The 15,418-nt window shown below is 67.6% G+C and carries 14 protein-coding genes; 7 read left to right on the top strand and 7 right to left on the bottom strand.

Annotated elements, in window-relative coordinates:
* Positions 1-23 precede the first annotated feature (23 nt).
* The gene (locus ABD301_RS15090) at positions 24-908 is read right to left on the bottom strand and encodes an NADP-dependent oxidoreductase (RefSeq protein ID WP_344310813.1); all 885 of its coding nucleotides are present in this window, start codon (positions 906-908) and stop codon (positions 24-26) included.
* A gap of 133 nt (positions 909-1,041) precedes the next feature.
* Here ABD301_RS15090 and ABD301_RS15085 point away from each other — a divergent pair, with 133 nt between their 5' ends.
* The 5 genes from ABD301_RS15085 (at position 1,042) to ABD301_RS15065 (ending at position 6,557) form a co-directional block, all read left to right on the top strand.
* On the top strand, positions 1,042-1,437 hold the full coding sequence (locus ABD301_RS15085; protein ID WP_344310811.1) for a winged helix-turn-helix transcriptional regulator: 396 nt from the start codon (positions 1,042-1,044) through the stop codon (positions 1,435-1,437).
* 274 nt (positions 1,438-1,711) lie between these two features.
* A complete protein-coding gene (locus ABD301_RS15080) occupies positions 1,712-2,893 on the top strand; it encodes an EfeM/EfeO family lipoprotein (protein WP_344310809.1) in 1,182 nt (393 codons plus the stop codon).
* Complete coding sequence (efeB, locus tag ABD301_RS15075) at positions 2,890-4,152, top strand: iron uptake transporter deferrochelatase/peroxidase subunit (protein WP_344310807.1); 1,263 nt, start codon at positions 2,890-2,892, stop codon at positions 4,150-4,152. The genes ABD301_RS15080 and efeB overlap by 4 nt, the downstream gene beginning before the upstream one ends.
* A 20-nt stretch (positions 4,153-4,172) precedes the next feature.
* The gene (locus ABD301_RS15070) at positions 4,173-5,804 is read left to right on the top strand and encodes a phospholipase C (RefSeq protein ID WP_344310805.1); all 1,632 of its coding nucleotides are present in this window, start codon (positions 4,173-4,175) and stop codon (positions 5,802-5,804) included.
* 480 nt (positions 5,805-6,284) lie between these two features.
* Positions 6,285-6,557 (top strand): DUF4242 domain-containing protein, encoded by a 273-nt coding sequence (locus ABD301_RS15065; protein WP_163567797.1) that lies wholly within the window; start codon positions 6,285-6,287, stop codon positions 6,555-6,557.
* Here ABD301_RS15065 and ABD301_RS15060 read toward each other — a convergent pair.
* The 6 genes from ABD301_RS15060 to pdhA all read right to left on the bottom strand — a co-directional run bounded on the left by ABD301_RS15060 (position 6,548) and on the right by pdhA (position 12,658).
* Positions 6,548-7,189 (bottom strand): nucleoside/nucleotide kinase family protein, encoded by a 642-nt coding sequence (locus tag ABD301_RS15060; protein ID WP_344310803.1) that lies wholly within the window; start codon positions 7,187-7,189, stop codon positions 6,548-6,550. The two genes, ABD301_RS15065 and ABD301_RS15060, sit on opposite strands and share 10 nt — an antisense overlap.
* A 44-nt stretch (positions 7,190-7,233) precedes the next feature.
* A complete protein-coding gene (locus ABD301_RS15055) occupies positions 7,234-8,550 on the bottom strand; it encodes an LppU/SCO3897 family protein (protein ID WP_344310801.1) in 1,317 nt (438 codons plus the stop codon).
* 236 nt (positions 8,551-8,786) lie between these two features.
* Positions 8,787-8,927: a hypothetical protein gene (locus ABD301_RS15050; RefSeq protein ID WP_344310799.1), complete on the bottom strand. Its 141-nt coding sequence runs from the start codon at positions 8,925-8,927 to the stop codon at positions 8,787-8,789.
* A 194-nt stretch (positions 8,928-9,121) separates the two neighbouring features.
* On the bottom strand, positions 9,122-10,537 hold the full coding sequence (locus tag ABD301_RS15045; RefSeq protein WP_425551951.1) for a dihydrolipoamide acetyltransferase family protein: 1,416 nt from the start codon (positions 10,535-10,537) through the stop codon (positions 9,122-9,124).
* A gap of 19 nt (positions 10,538-10,556) precedes the next feature.
* Positions 10,557-11,546, bottom strand: coding sequence for an alpha-ketoacid dehydrogenase subunit beta (locus ABD301_RS15040; protein ID WP_163567800.1), 990 nt, complete (start codon positions 11,544-11,546; stop codon positions 10,557-10,559).
* Positions 11,543-12,658 carry a pyruvate dehydrogenase (acetyl-transferring) E1 component subunit alpha gene (pdhA, locus tag ABD301_RS15035; protein ID WP_425551950.1) on the bottom strand — a complete coding sequence of 372 codons (1,116 nt, stop codon included), beginning with the start codon at positions 12,656-12,658 and terminating at the stop codon, positions 11,543-11,545. The genes ABD301_RS15040 and pdhA overlap by 4 nt, the downstream gene beginning before the upstream one ends.
* A 400-nt stretch (positions 12,659-13,058) precedes the next feature.
* On the opposite strand from pdhA, the gene ABD301_RS15030 reads away from it, so the two are divergent.
* Both ABD301_RS15030 and ABD301_RS15025 read left to right on the top strand, forming a co-directional pair.
* On the top strand, positions 13,059-14,243 hold the full coding sequence (locus ABD301_RS15030; RefSeq protein ID WP_344310793.1) for a hypothetical protein: 1,185 nt from the start codon (positions 13,059-13,061) through the stop codon (positions 14,241-14,243).
* A 26-nt stretch (positions 14,244-14,269) separates the two neighbouring features.
* Complete coding sequence (locus tag ABD301_RS15025) at positions 14,270-14,878, top strand: trimeric intracellular cation channel family protein (protein ID WP_344310791.1); 609 nt, start codon at positions 14,270-14,272, stop codon at positions 14,876-14,878.
* Positions 14,879-15,418: the final 540 nt, after the last annotated feature.

Genomic DNA, 15,418 nt, shown 5'->3' with positions numbered 1-15,418 from the left:
GCCGGCGGGTTTCCCCGTCCGCGTCAGATTGTCAGGACGAGCTTGCCACTGACCCGCCCGGATTCGCCGAGTTCGTGGGCCTTGGCAACGTCATCCAGCGGGAAAGTCTGCTCGACTTGCACCCGCAGCTGCTTCGCCTCGACAAGCTCGACAAGGCCGAGGAGACCGACGCGGTCGGGCTCGACCAGAATGTTCGTCGTCCGCACACCCCGCACGGCGGCAGCGGTTTCAACGCGTTCAGCAACGCCGCCGGGTACGCCAATCAGCAGACCGCCTTCCTTGATTGCCGACAGCCAGCGCAAGTCGCTTTCTTCACCAACCAAGCCGAAAAAGACATCTACGTCGGATGTTGTGGCGGTCTTGTCGTGATAGTCGATCGGCTCGTCGACGCCGAGTTCGCGGAGGAAATCGTGCTTGCCGGCGCTCGCCGTGCCGATGACGTACGCGCCCCGAGCCTTGGCGATCTGCACCGCGAGGTGTCCGACTCCACCCGCGGCGGCGTCGATGAACACCCGCTGCTCGCTCTGAACCGCGCCGATGTCGACCAGCCCCTGCCATGCCGTAAGCCCGGCCAGCGGAAGTGCGGCTGCTTCGACGTGTGACAGTTCTGCCGGTTTGCGGACGAAATGGCGAGAAGGGGCGGTGACGTACTCGGCGTAGGCATTGGCCGGTCGCGGAAACCAGGGCATGCCGAGGACTTCGTCACCTTTGCCGACCCCGCTGGCACCGAACCCGGTTTCCTCAACCACGCCGGCGACATCCCAGCCCACCGTGAACGGTGGCGTGCCGAGGAACCCGCCACCGGCCCGTACTTTCCAGTCCACCGGATTGATTCCAGCGGCCACCACCCGCACCAGGACCTCGGTAGGCCCAGGTTCCGGGCGCGCTGCTTCGCTGACCTGCAGCACCTCCGGTCCACCGAGGACCTGCTGAGTCACGATACGCATCAAAAGCTCCTTCTTCCGTCATCCTGAGGTCTCTATGCTGGCCAGAGGTAGTCACTCTTGGCTAGAAGGCACTTCTCGGTAAAGTAGGTACCTGATGGAAACCACCGTTGAGCAGGGCGGGCCGTGGAACGTCTACCTGCGAAACTGTCCCTGCCGTGACGTCCTGGACCTGGTGGCCAACAAATGGACGGCGTTGATGCTGGGGGCGCTCGCCCGTCATTCGCACCGGTTCGGCGAGTTGCGTCGCGCGGTGGACGGCATCAGCCAGAAGATGCTGACCCAGAATCTGCGTCAGCTGGAACGGGACGGACTCGTCAGCCGGACGGTGCACCCGACCACGCCACCGACTGTCGAGTACGCCCTCACCGACATGGGCACCGAGGTCGCCGCATACTTGACAGCGCTCAGCACCTGGTCACAGACCAATTTCGACCGCATCCTCGCATCTCGGGAACATTACGACGAGCAGACCGCACAGCTCAGTCGGTAGCTCGGCTCACCCAGCCCGAAGTCAGTCGCGAATGAGAGTGGTCGCGACAGGCACTCCCGCCAGAAATACAACGCTCGGGACATTTGCCCCTATTAGCTCCTCGAATTATTTGCTTTCTTTCGGCACTGTTCACTTCGCGTGTATCTGCCTGTGTCTTGCCTCGGACCCGACGGCCAGTCAAGATATCCGACGGAACGCGAATCGTGGTAAATCTTACGTCATGAAAAGGTAAAGAAGTCGTGGAGGTTCCGTCGGTGGCGCGCTGCCCAACCCGGTGTTCGCTCTGACCGCCCGCCGCTGGGGCTGGCCGGTAGCGTTGCTGGCCGCCCTGGTGGTGTTCGTGGCTGCCTTCCTGGTCGCCCGCGCGGTCGCGTCCGGCCCGGCGCAACCTTCGAACGTGCTGACGGTCTCCCGGAGCGGCTGCGGGCAGGGCTGGAACGCTCCGCAAGCCGGCGACCAGACACTCTACGTACACAACGTCGACAGCCTGAGCGCCGAAGCGGACATCGTGGACACCGCCAACGGCGCGATCTATGCCGAGGCCGAGGGCCTCGGACCGGCGACCACCCGGCCGCTGCGGGTGTCGCTGCCGGCCGGCGCGTACGCGCTGCGCTGTGTCGTCGAGGACAACGACCCGATCACCGGCCCGACAGTCAGGATCGCCGGCGCCGCGAAGGCCGCGAGCGTGGGCGTCAAGCCGGTCACCCAGAACGACCTGGTCGGTCCCGTACGCGACTACCAACGGCTCGTCCTGGCCGGCATCGGCACGCTCGTACAGAATACTGGCGCCCTCAAACAGGCGGTGGCCAGTGGCGACCGGAACGCGGCGCAGGCCTGGTGGCTGACGGCCCACCTCGCGTACCAGCGCCTCGGCGCCGCGTACGACGCCTTCGGTGACCTGGACGGCTCGATAAACGGCACCACGGCCGGACTGGCCGGCGGGGTGGCGGACGCGGGCTTCACCGGTTTCCACCGGATCGAGTACGGGCTGTGGCACAACGCGCCGATGGCCTCGCTGGCCCCGTTCGCCGACCAGCTGCTGAAGGACACCCAGAGCCTGCAGTCCCAGTTCGCCGACGCACAGGTCGATCCGCGCGACCTCGGGCTGCGTACGCACGAAATCCTGGAGGACGCGCTGCGGTTCGAGCTGACCGGCAAGACCGACGAGGGCAGTGCCAGCATGCTGGCCAGCGCGGCCGCCGACCTGGACGGCACCCGGATGGTGCTCGGCGTGCTGCGGCCGGTGCTGCAGGGCCGGTACGCCGACCTGCCGGCCCTGGACGCGTCCCTTAACCGGCTGCAGAAGGCGCTGGATGCCGGTCGTACGGGAGCGGCATGGAAGTCGGTCAACGACCTCTCCACGGCACAGCGGGAGGCCGTCAACGGCGCTCTCGGCGACGCCCTGGAGCGGCTGGCCCCGATCGCGGTCATCTGCGACTCGCGGAGGACCTCATGAGCGGCCCACAGATTCCCCGCCGGCGGCTGATCGCCGGTGCGCTCGGCGGCGCCGGCCTCGCCGCCGCGGCGGGTGCCGCGGTCGGACTGGATGCCGGCTTCGGCAGTCGTACGACCGCACCGGCCGCTGAGCCAGCCGGCCTCGCGTCAGTGCCTTTCCACGGCGTCACCCAGGCCGGCATCGTCACCTCGCAACAGCGCCAAGGCGCGATCGTCTCCTTTGACTCCACTGTGGACAGTCGAGACGACCTGGTCGAGCTTTTCAAGACAATCACCGAGCGGGCGCGTTTCCTGACCACCGGCGGAACGCCCTTCGACGCCGGGATTTCGGCTCCACCGAACGACTCCGGCGTGCTCGGACCGGACGTACTGCCGGACCGGCTGACCGTCACCGTCGGCGTCGGGTCGTCCCTTTTCGACCAGCGCTACGGTCTCGCCGCCCAGAAACCGGCTCGACTGAAGCCGATGACGATGTTTCCCAACGACGATCTGACCCCAGCCCTGTGCCACGGCGACATTTCCGTCCAGCTCTGCGCCGACAATGCCGACACGGTCGTACACGCCCTGCGTGACCTTGCCCGGCACACTCGCGGCGGAATGCAGATCCGCTGGCGCGCCGACGGATTCATGTCACCATCTCGGCCGGATGGCTCACCGCGGAACCTGATGGGTTTCAAGGACGGCACAGCCAATCCGAGCACCGCTGACATTTCGCTGATGAAAAAGCTTGTCTGGGTCGGAAAAACCGCCACCGAGCCAGCCTGGGTCAGCGGCGGCAGCTACCAGGTCGTCCGGCTGATCCGGATGTTGGTGGAATTCTGGGACCGGGTGGCGATTTCCGAGCAGGAGAACATGTTCGGTCGGCGCCGGGACACCGGCGCGCCGCTGGACGGCAACCACGAACTCGACAACCCGAATTTCGCCGCCGACCCGATCGGCTCGGCGATCCCGCTGACCAGCCACATCCGGCGGGCCAATCCGCGGACCCCGCAAACCGACGCCAGCCGCATGCTGCGCCGGCCGTACAACTACGACAACGGTGTCGACTCCGTGGGCAACCTGGACATGGGGCTGCTTTTCATCTGCTATCAGCAAGATCTGGTGCGGCAGTTCGAGGCCGTACAGACCAGGCTCGCCGACGAGCCGCTGGTCGACTACATCTCCCCGTACGGCGGCGGCTATTTCTATGTGCTGCCAGGCGTACGGGACAGCACCGACTACCTGGGGCGGAGCATGTTCTCGGTCCGATCAGAGGGGTAAATCCGCACATGATCAAGAAAATGCAGGTGCTACGAAAACGCCACCCGGTGGCGATCGCGGTGGCCGGCGCCTCGGCGCTGCTGCTCGCGGCCACCGGCGGGGCGGCCTATGCGCAGGTGACCGGCAGCTCGGTCACCCAGGCACAGCTGGCCAGCCAGACGCGGACCGCGACGCCTATCAAGCACGTGGTGGTGATCTTCGACGAGAACATCTCGTTCGACCACTACTTCGGCACGTACCCGCACGCCACCAACGAAAACGGCACGCCGTTCCGCGCCAAGTGGGACACCCCGCGGGTCAACGGGCTGAGCAGTTCGCTGCTCAACCACAACCCGAACCTCTACAACCCCAAACGGCTGTCGCCGTCGCAGGCGATGACCTGCGACCAGAACCACAACTACAAGAACGAGCAGCAGGCGTACAACGGCGGCAAGGCCGACCAGTTCGTCCAGCACACCGAGACCGACAAGTGCACCGGCCAGCCGATCCTGTTCGGTGAGCCGGGCCTGGTGATGGACTACTACGACGGCAACACCGTCACCGGTCTGTGGAACTACGCGCAGAACTATGCGATGAGCGACAACTCGTTCAACAGCGTCTACGGCCCGTCCTCGCCCGGCGCGGTGAACCTGATCTCCGGTCAGACCCACGGCATCTACGCGGTGGACTCGGTGACTGGCGCGAAGGTCAGCGACGCGTACACGGTGCAGTCGCCGGACGCGAACGGCGTCGGCACCATGACCAACGACCCCGACCCGGCCTTCGACAACTGCTCGGACAGCAACCACACCAGCAAGAACGCGCTGGGCGTGATGACCGGTCCGAACGTCGGCGACCTGCTGAACAAGAAGAAGGTCAGCTGGGGCTGGTTCCAGGGCGGCTTCCGGCCAACCGGCACCGCCAACGGCTACTCAGTGTGCGGCGCCACCCACACCAACGTTGGCGGCAACTCCGTCGTCGACTACAGCGCGCACCACGAGCCGTTCCAGTACTACCAGTCGACCTCGAATCCCCAGCACCTGCCGCCGTCGTCGGTGGCCGCGATCGGCAGCACCGACCAGGCGAACCACCAGTACGACCTGAGCGACTTCGACCAGGCTGTCGCGTCCCGCCACCTGCCGGCCGTGAGCTTCCTGAAGGCCGGCGAATACCAGGACGGCCACGCCGGCTACTCCGACCCGCTGGACGAGCAGGCCTTCGTCGTACGGGAGATCAACCAGCTGCAGAAGTCCCCGGACTGGAAGTCCACCGCCGTCGTCGTCGCGTACGACGACTCCGACGGTTGGTACGACCACGTCACCCCGCCGCTGGTGAACGGCTCCAAGGACCCGAACCTGGACCAGGCCGCCTGCCAGGGCAAGCCGGTCGGCAACGACCAGCAGGACCGCTGCGGCTACGGCCCCCGCACCCCGCTCCTGGTGATCTCGCCCTACAGCCGTACGAACGCGGTTGACCACCGGCTCACCGACCAGACCTCGATCCTGAAGTTCGTCGAGGACAACTGGAACGTCGGCCGCGTCGGCGGCGGCTCCTACGACGCCAAGGCCACCAGCCTCGCCGCGAACTGGGGCGGAATGTTCAACTTCTACCAGTGGCCGAACACCCGACCACTGATCCTCGACCCCAAGACCGGCGCCGTCGTCCGGCACTAGATCACGTCTCCCTCTCAGGCCCCGAGTCCCGCACACCGCTGCGGACTCGGGGCCCGAGTTTTTTTGTCCCTTCGTACGGGTGGGTGCGGCGCGAAACTGTCGTACGTGTCTGTTTTTCTTTCCCCCTCCCTTTGAACGGGCGGGGGGTGGGTCGAGAGGCGGACCTTAATTTTTAGTTGAACATCGGTCCTCAAACCCACCCCCCACCCGTCACTGGGTGGGGGCGATTTTTCGGGGTCGGTACGACAGTTTCGCGCCGCACTGGGATGCTGGGCGGCCGAGGAATACAAGCGATTCGCAGACCTGCGCTGGAAATCCGGGCAAATCTTCACGACACGGTCGCCTTTGTGGAGCTTCAGGCAGGGCTGCCTTCCCGAACAGGCAATGGCACACCTGTGTCACGCGCTTCTTACCGACCGCAGGAAGAAGGAGCCGCCGCCCACCTGGGCGACGGGCTCACGTCCATACAGGGAGAAGACAATGCCTCGTTATCTCGTTGAGCGCACATTCCAGGACGGCCTCGCCATCCCAATGACCGCGGACGGCGCCAAGGCCTGCCGGACTATCGTGGACACCAATACGAAGCAGGATGTCACCTGGGTGCATTCGTACGTTACCACCGACAAAACCACGACTTTCTGTATTTACGACGCGCCATCGCCGGAGGCGATCCGAGCAGCGGCCGACAATAACGGAATTCCGGTCGATCGGATCACCGAGGTGCGCGTGCTCGACCCCTATTTCTACGTCTGACACCGGACAACACGCGGACAATCAAGATCGCTGTTGTCGATGACGATGGACGCGAGAGTGGCTGGGCGGCAGGTGGCCAGATAGAGCATCTGGCCACGGACGTAGCGCTGGTTGGCGGGGGCGTCCGGATGGGGGTTCGAGCCGTCCCTGCCGGCCATCCGGGCGAAAGAAGCCGCGAACTGGACGTCGAGGAAGATGCTGTAATCCCAGTATCCGGCCAGTTCCGGGCGATGCAGGAAAATGCCGTCGAACACCAACACAGCGTCCGGGGCCGCCTGTTCCACCGGTACCTCGACAGGTCGGTCCGCGACGTGGTCGAACATGGCACGTCGATATTTCCGGTCGCCGCCAGTGGACAGCGGATCAAGCAGTGCCGCGTGCAAAGCCGGATAGTCGTACGAATCGCGGAAATAGCCCTCCGGGCTGGTCCGTCCACGCCGGTACCGAACGGAACGCGGTTGGTGAAAACCGTCCACACCGGCCCGGATGACCGGCCGCCCGGAAATCGCGTCCGCGAGTTCTCCGGCGAAGACTGTCTTGCCGGCGCCGTCGACACCATCGACGCCGACCTTCACCACACCTTCGTGCGGCAACGCGGCCACCTGCTCCGCCACAGACCTGATCACATTCATGCGTACAGTCTTGGACAAAGCCCCTCGCAAACCCTGGACGCAAACTACGGCTTGCCGAGACAGAGGACGTAGTTGTTCCCGTCTTCGCGGTGGGTGAAGACGGTGACCGTGGTCGCCTTCGGGCACTTGGCCGAGTCGGTGGTGTCCTCCAGACGGTCCTCCACCTTCAGGGCACCAGACGCATTGCACTGGGCCAGCATCAGGGTGCTGTTGGCGGTACGCCGGACGCAGTCGCCTTTTTCGATCAGTGGGGTCGCCATGTCCGGAATGATCAGGAAAGCGGCTCCGACGCCGCAGGCGCCGAGCACCACCAGCACGACCGCGACGATCGCGATGATCCACCAGAGTTTCCCGGACTTTCGCCGCGGCGGAGCGGGCATCGGCATGCCGGGTGGGACAGGGCCCGGGGGAGCCACTGCGTATCCGCCGGCTGAGTACGGGCTGGGGGCGGCGGACGCTGGGATGGCCGGCTGCTGGCCGGTCATCCCGGTGCCGGGATGCGACATGCCGCCGTGCGGTGCCATCCCCGGTCCGGCCTTGGTCAGCGGGCCGGCCTGGCCGCCGGGACGCGCCCAGGGCGACGGCGGCGGACCGGCTGGTACGGGACCGCCGGGCATCGGCGGCGGCATCGGACCTGGGGGGACCGGCCCAGACGGTAACTGGCCGTGCGGCGGTTGGGCACCAGGCATCGGAGGCGGGGGCATCGGCGGTGGCGGCATCGGACGACCAGGCGGCGGTCCGGGGGCCGGGCGGTAGCCACCACGCTGCGGCAACATCGTGGTCTGCGGCATGGTGCTCGGTGGCATCGGACCAGGCGGCAAGGCGTTGGGAGGCAGATTCGGCTCCGGCACCCGGCTGCCACGCAATTCCGGCGGTTTGGGGCCGAGCCGCTTGGGCTTGGCCTCCGCTGTGGGCATTTCACCGGCCGTCGCCGCCGAGGCTGATGCTGCGGGCTTTTCGGTCGGCTCCAGGCCAGTGGCCCCGGCCGGCGGTTTGTCCAGCCCTAGCGGCGCCACGGCAGCCGTGCCATCAGGCTCACTGGTCGTACTCGCAGGCTCCGACAACGCCGTGGGTTCAGCGCTCGTACGCGCCGGATCGACGGGCTCAGCGCGCGTACGACCAACCTCAGAGACTTGGGTGTTGGCCGCTGCCCGGGCCGCTTCGCTGCGGGCCACCCGAAGCAGTGCCGGGTCGATCGCCTGGGTCTCGCCCTCGTCGGCCTCCCCCAAGGACCCCTCGGCCGCGGCGGCGTCGGTGGCCGGCGCCACCGGCCAGCTCTCGGCCGGCGACGAGCCCGCATCACCGGGCCGGGACGGGGTCCCGGCCGACGGCCGCGATTCGGTGTCGCCTGCGTCGGGCACCTCGACTCCTCCCTGCTGTGGGCGGGTCCACCGGCATGATGGCCAAGCCCTTACGGGCAACGGTATCGAGTCACCCAAGCAGGCCCTCGGCCGGTTGGCGATGTCCCTACTGCCGGGTCATCACAAAAAGAAACGCGCACCGGCGGCAGATGCCGGTGCGCGTGCGATCGGTGGCTGTACATGACACCGATCTGGAGGGCGTCCCGCCGATCGGGGGACAGACGGAACGCCCGGTCTTATGAGAAGTCGCGGTTGGCGATCGCCAGTAGTTCCTCGCGCATCGAGGGCGAGGTGGCCGAGGCGATGGCGCTGTTGATCGCGCGGTTGCGACGGGCGACAGCCCGGTTCTGGCGGTACTTACGAACGATGCTCTCCACGGTGTAACCCTCTCGTAGGCGTCTTTGGCTACCCGCTAATTACACCGCTCATCCGCCTAGATTTCCAGCGATTCGAAGGTGAGTACGCTCACTCACCCACGATCTGTTCACCATCTGTCCTCCTGAAGCACGCAACGCCCCGGTGCTTGCGGCTAGCACAAGCAACGAGGCGTTGCGGACGTACGGGCAGGACACTAGCTCCAGAGCAGGAGCGTCTGCGGGTCGTCCAGGACACGGGCGATGTCGGCCAGGAAGAGCGACCCGAGCTCGCCGTCGATCATCCGGTGGTCGAAGGACAGCGACAGCTGCATGACCTGCCGCGCCTTCACCTCGCCGTCGTGCACCCACGGCATCAGCTTGACCGCGCCGATCGCGAGGATCGCCGCCTCGCCCGGGTTGATGATCGGCGTACCAGCGTCCACGCCGAACACGCCGACATTGCTGATCGTGATCGACCCACCGGCCATCTCCGCCGGCGGTGTCCGGCCTTCCTTGGCGACCGCGACCAGCCTGTTCAGCGCCGCGCACAGCTCGGGCAGTGTCATCGCGTCGGCGTCCTTGACGTTCGGCACGATCAGCCCGCGCGGAGTAGCCGCCGCGATCCCGAGGTTCACGTAGTGCTTGATGACGATCTCGCCGGCGGCCGCGTCGAACACGCCATTGACGTCCGGATGCCGGCGGATCGCCGCGAGCACCGCCCTGGCGACCACCAGCAGCGGGCTGACCCGCAGCCCGTCGAACTCGCGCGCCTTCTTCAGCCGCTCGACCAGCTCCATCGTGCGGGTCACGTCGACCGCCATGAACTCGGTGACGTGTGGGGCGGTGAACGCGCTGCTGACCATCGCCTCCGCGGTCAACTTACGGACGCCCTTGACTGGCCGCCGCTCCTCCCGCGGCCCGACCGCGACCCGTACGGCCGCTGGTGGCGCTGGTACGGGAACCGGCTCGGTGGCGACCTCGGCGGCCCGTTGTACGTCGTCCCTGGTCACCGTGCCGTGCGGTCCGGTGGCCCGGATAGTGGCGAGGTCGACGCCGAGGTCACGGGCGAGCCGTCGTACGGGCGGCTTGGCTCGTACCGGCGCGCTCGCGGCCGCGGCGGCTCGTTCGAAGGCCCGGCCGACCTCCAGCCCGCCGTGCCGAACAGGCTTGGCGACCGAGTCCGGAATGGTGGGGAGCAGCGGCAGCTCCGGCCCGTCCACCGGCACCTGCGGTGCCGCTTGCTTGCGCGGCCGGCGGCTGGCGCTGACCGCCTTCGGCCCATAGCCGACCAGCAGAGCGGTTTTGCCCTCGTCCGGGTCGTCACCGTTCTTCGCGGCCGGAGCGGCCGTCGGTGCGGCCGTCGGCGCGGCCGACACCTCGGCCGACGCAGTGCCGGGCTCGGTCTCGATCCGGATGATCGTGGAACCGACATCCACCGTCGTACCCGGCTCGAACATCACCTCGGCGACCACGCCCGCATACGGCGACGGGATCTCGACCGCCGCCTTCGCGGTCTCCACCTCGACGATCGGCTGGTTGAGCACGATCGTCTCGCCGGGCTTGACCAGCCACTGCAGGATCTCGCCCTCGGTCAGGCCTTCGCCCAGGTCGGGAAGCTTGAATTCTTTCACGCTCGACAAATCAGGCTCCTCAATGCGCCAAGCAGCGGTCGACGGCATCCAGCACCCGGTCCAGGTCGGGCAGGTAGTGCTCTTCGACCCGGGCCGGCGGGTACGGGGTGTCGAAGCCGGTGGCTCGCAGGACCGGCGCTTCCAGCGAGTAGAAGCACTCCTCCTGTACGCGGGCGGCCAGCTCGGAACCGAGGCCGAGCGTGCCGGGAGCCTCGTGCACCACGACCATCCGGCCGGTTTTGCGTACCGAGGTGAAGATCGGGTCCATGTCCAGCGGCGACAGCGACCGCAGGTCGATGACCTCCAGCGACGGACCACTCTCGCTGGCTGCGGCCGCAGCGGCGTCCATAGCGACCCGGACCATCGGCCCGTACGCGACAACCGTGCAGTCGGTGCCCTCACGCAGCACCCGGGACGCGTGCAACGGGAAGGCACCCTCGACCGAGATTTCCGGGTCGACTTCGCCCTTCTCGTGATAGCGCCGCTTGGGCTCCAGGAAGATCACCGGGTCGTCGGACGCGATGGCCTGCCGAATCATCACGTTGGCCTCGGCCGGGCTCGAACAGGCGACCACCTTCAAGCCCGCGGTGTGCGCGAAATACGCCTCCGGGGACTCGCTGTGGTGTTCCACCGCTCCAATGCCACCGCCGAACGGCAGCCGGATGGTGACCGGCAGGGTCAGCCGGCCGGCCGAGCGGTAGTGCATCTTGGCCAGCTGCGACACGATCTGGTCGTACGCGGGATAGACGAAGCCGTCGAACTGGATCTCACAGACCGGCCGGTAGCCGCGCAGCGCCAGGCCGATGGCGGTGCCGATAATCCCGGACTCGGCCAGTGGGGTGTCGATCACCCGGTCCTCACCGAAGTCCTTCTGCAGACCGTCGGTGACCCGGAAGACGCCACCGAGACGGCCGATGTCCTCGCCCATCAGGATGACCTTCGGGTCGTCTTCCATGGCCGTACGCAGGCCGGCGTTTATCGCTTTCCCCAGCGTCATCGTGCGGGTCATCGGTGTCCTCCAGCCGGTGCGTCGGCGAAGCTGTCCAGGTAGCGGGTGAAGGTGGCGCGCTGCGCGTCCAGCTCCGGCGAACCGTGCGGGTAGACGTGGTCGAAGATGCTGTCCGGCGCCGGCTCTGGCATCGACAGGCAGTCCGCGCGCAGCTTGGCGGCGAGCGCGTCGGCGTCGGCCTTGACCGAGTCGAAGTAGTCGTTGTCGGCGACCTGTTGGCGGATCAGGAACGACTTCATCCGGGCGATCGGGTCCTTCAGCTTCCAGGACTCCACCTCGCTCGCGATCCGGTATTTGGTCGGGTCGTCGTTGGTGGTGTGAGCGCCCATCCGGTACGTGTACGCCTCGATCAGGCTCGGTCCCTCGCCACCGCGGGCCTTGTTCAGTGCGTCCTGGGTGACCGCGTACGTGGCGAGCACGTCGTTGCCGTCCACCCGTACGCCCGGGAAGCCGAACCCGCTGGCCCGCTGGTAGAGCGGCACCCGGGTCTGGCGCTCCAGCGGCTCGGAGATCGCGTACTGGTTGTTCTGGCAGAAGAAGACCACTGGCGCGGTGAAGACACTCGACCAGATGAAGGCCTCGTTCACGTCGCCCTGACTGGTGGCGCCGTCGCCGAAGTAGACGATCGCGGCCTCGTCCTTGGCCGGGTCGTCACCGCCCACCCGGCCGTCCTTGGCGATGCCCATCGCATAGCCGGTCGCGTGCAGGGTCTGCGCGCCGATCACGATCGTGTACAGCTGGAAGTTGTGGTCGGCCGGATCCCAGCCGCCCTGGTCGTTGCCCCGGAACGTACCGAGGATGCGGACCGGGTCGACGCCGCGGCACCACGCCACGCCGTGCTCGCGGTAGGTCGGGAAGGCCATGTCCTGCGGCCGTAGAGCCCGACCGGAGCCGATCTGGGCGGCCTCCTGGCCCAGCAGCGAGGCCCAGATGCCCAGCTCGCCCTGCCGCTGTAAGGCGGTGGCTTCGAAGTCGACCCTGCGGATCAGTTCCATATCGCGATAGAGGTCGCGATAGTCCTGGTCGGTGAGCTGCAGGTGATAGTCCGGATGCTCGACTCGCTCACCCTCCGGGGTGAGCAGTTGCACGAGCCGGGGATCGCCCCCTGACATGCCTGACATGCCTTCTCCTCGTCATGAACCGCCCGGCACGGGATCGCCGTACGCGGGTGCGGACCCTTCGGTGCGCTCGGGGTGAGAACACCGTTTTCGGCGTGTCGCGACCGGGGTTACCGTGCCGCGACAACGCGTGACTGCCTTGTCGCTTACCCTGTTTCCCAGCATGTCAGACTGAGCTGCGGCTGGTGAGGTAGAGGACACCGGAAACACGTCCCGTGCAGGGACAAGTCGGTCATCCGGGGGAGGTGGCCTCGGCCGATCGGACGGTGCGTTCGAATCGTTCGCGCGGTGCCGGACTCGCGAAACAGTCCGTACGGTCAGTTTTGTATGCAGGCGAAGGCGCGCCGACTGCCGTTCCCACGGCAGCTGAACGCGGCTGGAGGGGGCTGATGTCGTGGCGGGGACAGCGGATCGGCTGACGCCGCGCCCCATCCGTCGCGGCCCGTTGGCCGGACGTGGGCCGCTCGCGGGCATCGCCGGGCTGTCGGCGATCGCGACCGGCGCGAGCGCCGTCCTGATCGGCCTCGGCACTTCGCAGCTGAACTTCCCGCTCGTCTCCAGTACCCCGTGGGTGAGCGCCGCCGGCGGCGACTCGGTGCCAGCCGCGCCGCCCGGCACCGGCCCAGGTGGGTCGGGCGGGACCAGTGGCACCGGCAGCCAGCCGGGCCGTCCCGGAGTGCCCGGTGGCCAGACCGGCATCGTCATCATCAACCCGATCGGTCCGCGGCCCGGCGGTCCCGGCGCCGGACCGGTGCCACCCGGTGGCCCGGCCAACCAGCCGCCGGTCGCCCAGGTGCCCGGCCGTGGAGTGCCGACCGGCGACTGGCCGTCGTCGCCGAGCTTCCCCGTCCCGCCCGGTGACAACGGCTTCGACATCGATCTCGGCTTCATCAAGATCCACATTCCGGTGCCGTTCGCCCAGCCCGCCAGCCGTACGACCAACGCCAGTCCGCAACTGGCCAGGCCCGCCACCGACCCGGCGCTGACGCCGGCACTGGACCCGTCGCTTGACCCCGCTGTCGATCCTTCGCTTGACCCGGCGGCTGGGCCGTTGCCGTATCCGGTGGTCCTGCCGTCCAACGCCTGCGACCAGCCGCCCATCCCGGCCCAACGGCCGGGCTCCGACGGGCCGACGCCGGACCCCAGTGGCTCCCCGACCGGTTCACCGAGCGCGACGCTGCCCGGTGGCGTCCGATCGCCTGGGTCGGGCCCGCTGCCGACCGGCGCCCCCGATCCGTACGCCGGCCGGCACCGCAAGCCGGTCGACGGCCGGCACCGCACGCCGGACCAGCCGCCGTCGATCTCCTTCGGGCAGCCGACCCCGCCAACTGGTTCCTGGGGCACGCCACCAACCACTGGGACCGGCTCCACCACCCCGCCGCCGGCGGACCCGCCGCCGAGCCCGCCCTCGGGTGGCTCCACCGATCCGAACGGTTCCAGCACCCCGCCGGCCGGTGGCTCGGGCGGCTCAGGTTCGTCGGACCCGAGCCCGTCCGGCACTTCTGGTTCGGGCGACTCGGGTGCTGGCTCCGGCGATTCCGGCGGCAACACGCCCGCCCCACCCAGCTCCGGCTCGTAACCCGCGGCGGCTCGTACGCTGCCGCCGTGAACGCGTCTCTCATCTTGGAACTGGTCGGCATCTTCGCCTTCGCGCTGTCCGGCGCGTCGCTGGCCGTCGAACGGGACTTCGACCTGGTCGGGATGGCCGTCCTCGCCGAGACCACCGCGTTGGGCGGTGGGGTGCTGCGGGACGTACTGCTGGGCACCACCCCCGCCGCCTTCTCCCAGCCGGCGTACCTCGTGACACCGCTCGTCGCGACCGCGGTGGTCTTCGTCTGGCACCGCCGACTCGAACGGGTCGCACGGTTCGTACTGGTGGTCGACGCCGCCGGAGTCGGCCTTTTCTGCGTGGTGGGCACCCAAAAGGCGCTGCTGTTCGGGCTGGCCGGGCTGCCGGCAGTGATCCTCGGCGCCACCAGCGCGGTCGGCGGTGGCGTACTCCGCGACCTGCTGGCCCGGCAGGACCCGACCGTACTGCGCAAGGACAGCCAGATGTACGCCATCCCGGCCCTGCTCGGCGCCACTGTCATCGCCCTCGGCCAGTGGGCGCGAATCGACACTCCCACCCTCGCCGTCGGCGCCGCCGCGGTCACCTTCGCCCTGCGAATGCTCGCCCTGCGCTACAACTGGCGCGCCCCACACCCCCGGCGCTGACCCGAATTCACGTTTGCGGGCTTTACCCAGTGCGGCGCGAAAATGTCAGCCCCACCGGGAAGACTCGAATTCGGGGGCGGCATTTTCGGAAATCGCTGGGCCTGCTGACGGAGAAGTCGCCGAACGCCACCGAAATCAGATCACTCGACGCCCCCGCGGCACGCGGTGTCATTCTCGGAACGAGACCGATTCAGTGCCACTCCCCAAAACCCAGGTGCGGCGCGAAAATGTCGTACGTGTCTGTTTTTCTTTCCCCCTCCCTTTGAACGGGCGGGGGGTGGGTCGAGAGGTGGACCTTAATTTTTAGTTGAACATTGGTCCTCAAACCCACCCCCCACCCGTCACTGGGTGGGGGCAAATCTGCCGGAGGGGTACGACAGTTTCGCGCCGCACCCTAGATAGCAGCCCCGTCGAAGGCGAGTTGGCTCTCGGAGTTCGGTGCTGGTGTTGAGTGCGGCACAATGTCCCGCACTCGATGGTGAGTGCGGGACATTGTGCCTCACTCGATGAGCCAGGTTGGTCCAGTGGCACGAAAAGTGC

This window comes from Fodinicola feengrottensis, assembly GCF_039530045.1.
Classification (GTDB): Bacteria; Actinomycetota; Actinomycetes; order Mycobacteriales; family HKI-0501; genus Fodinicola; species Fodinicola feengrottensis.
Note: the sequence above shows the minus strand (reverse complement) of the source record. Positions and strands in the feature narration are given on the sequence as shown.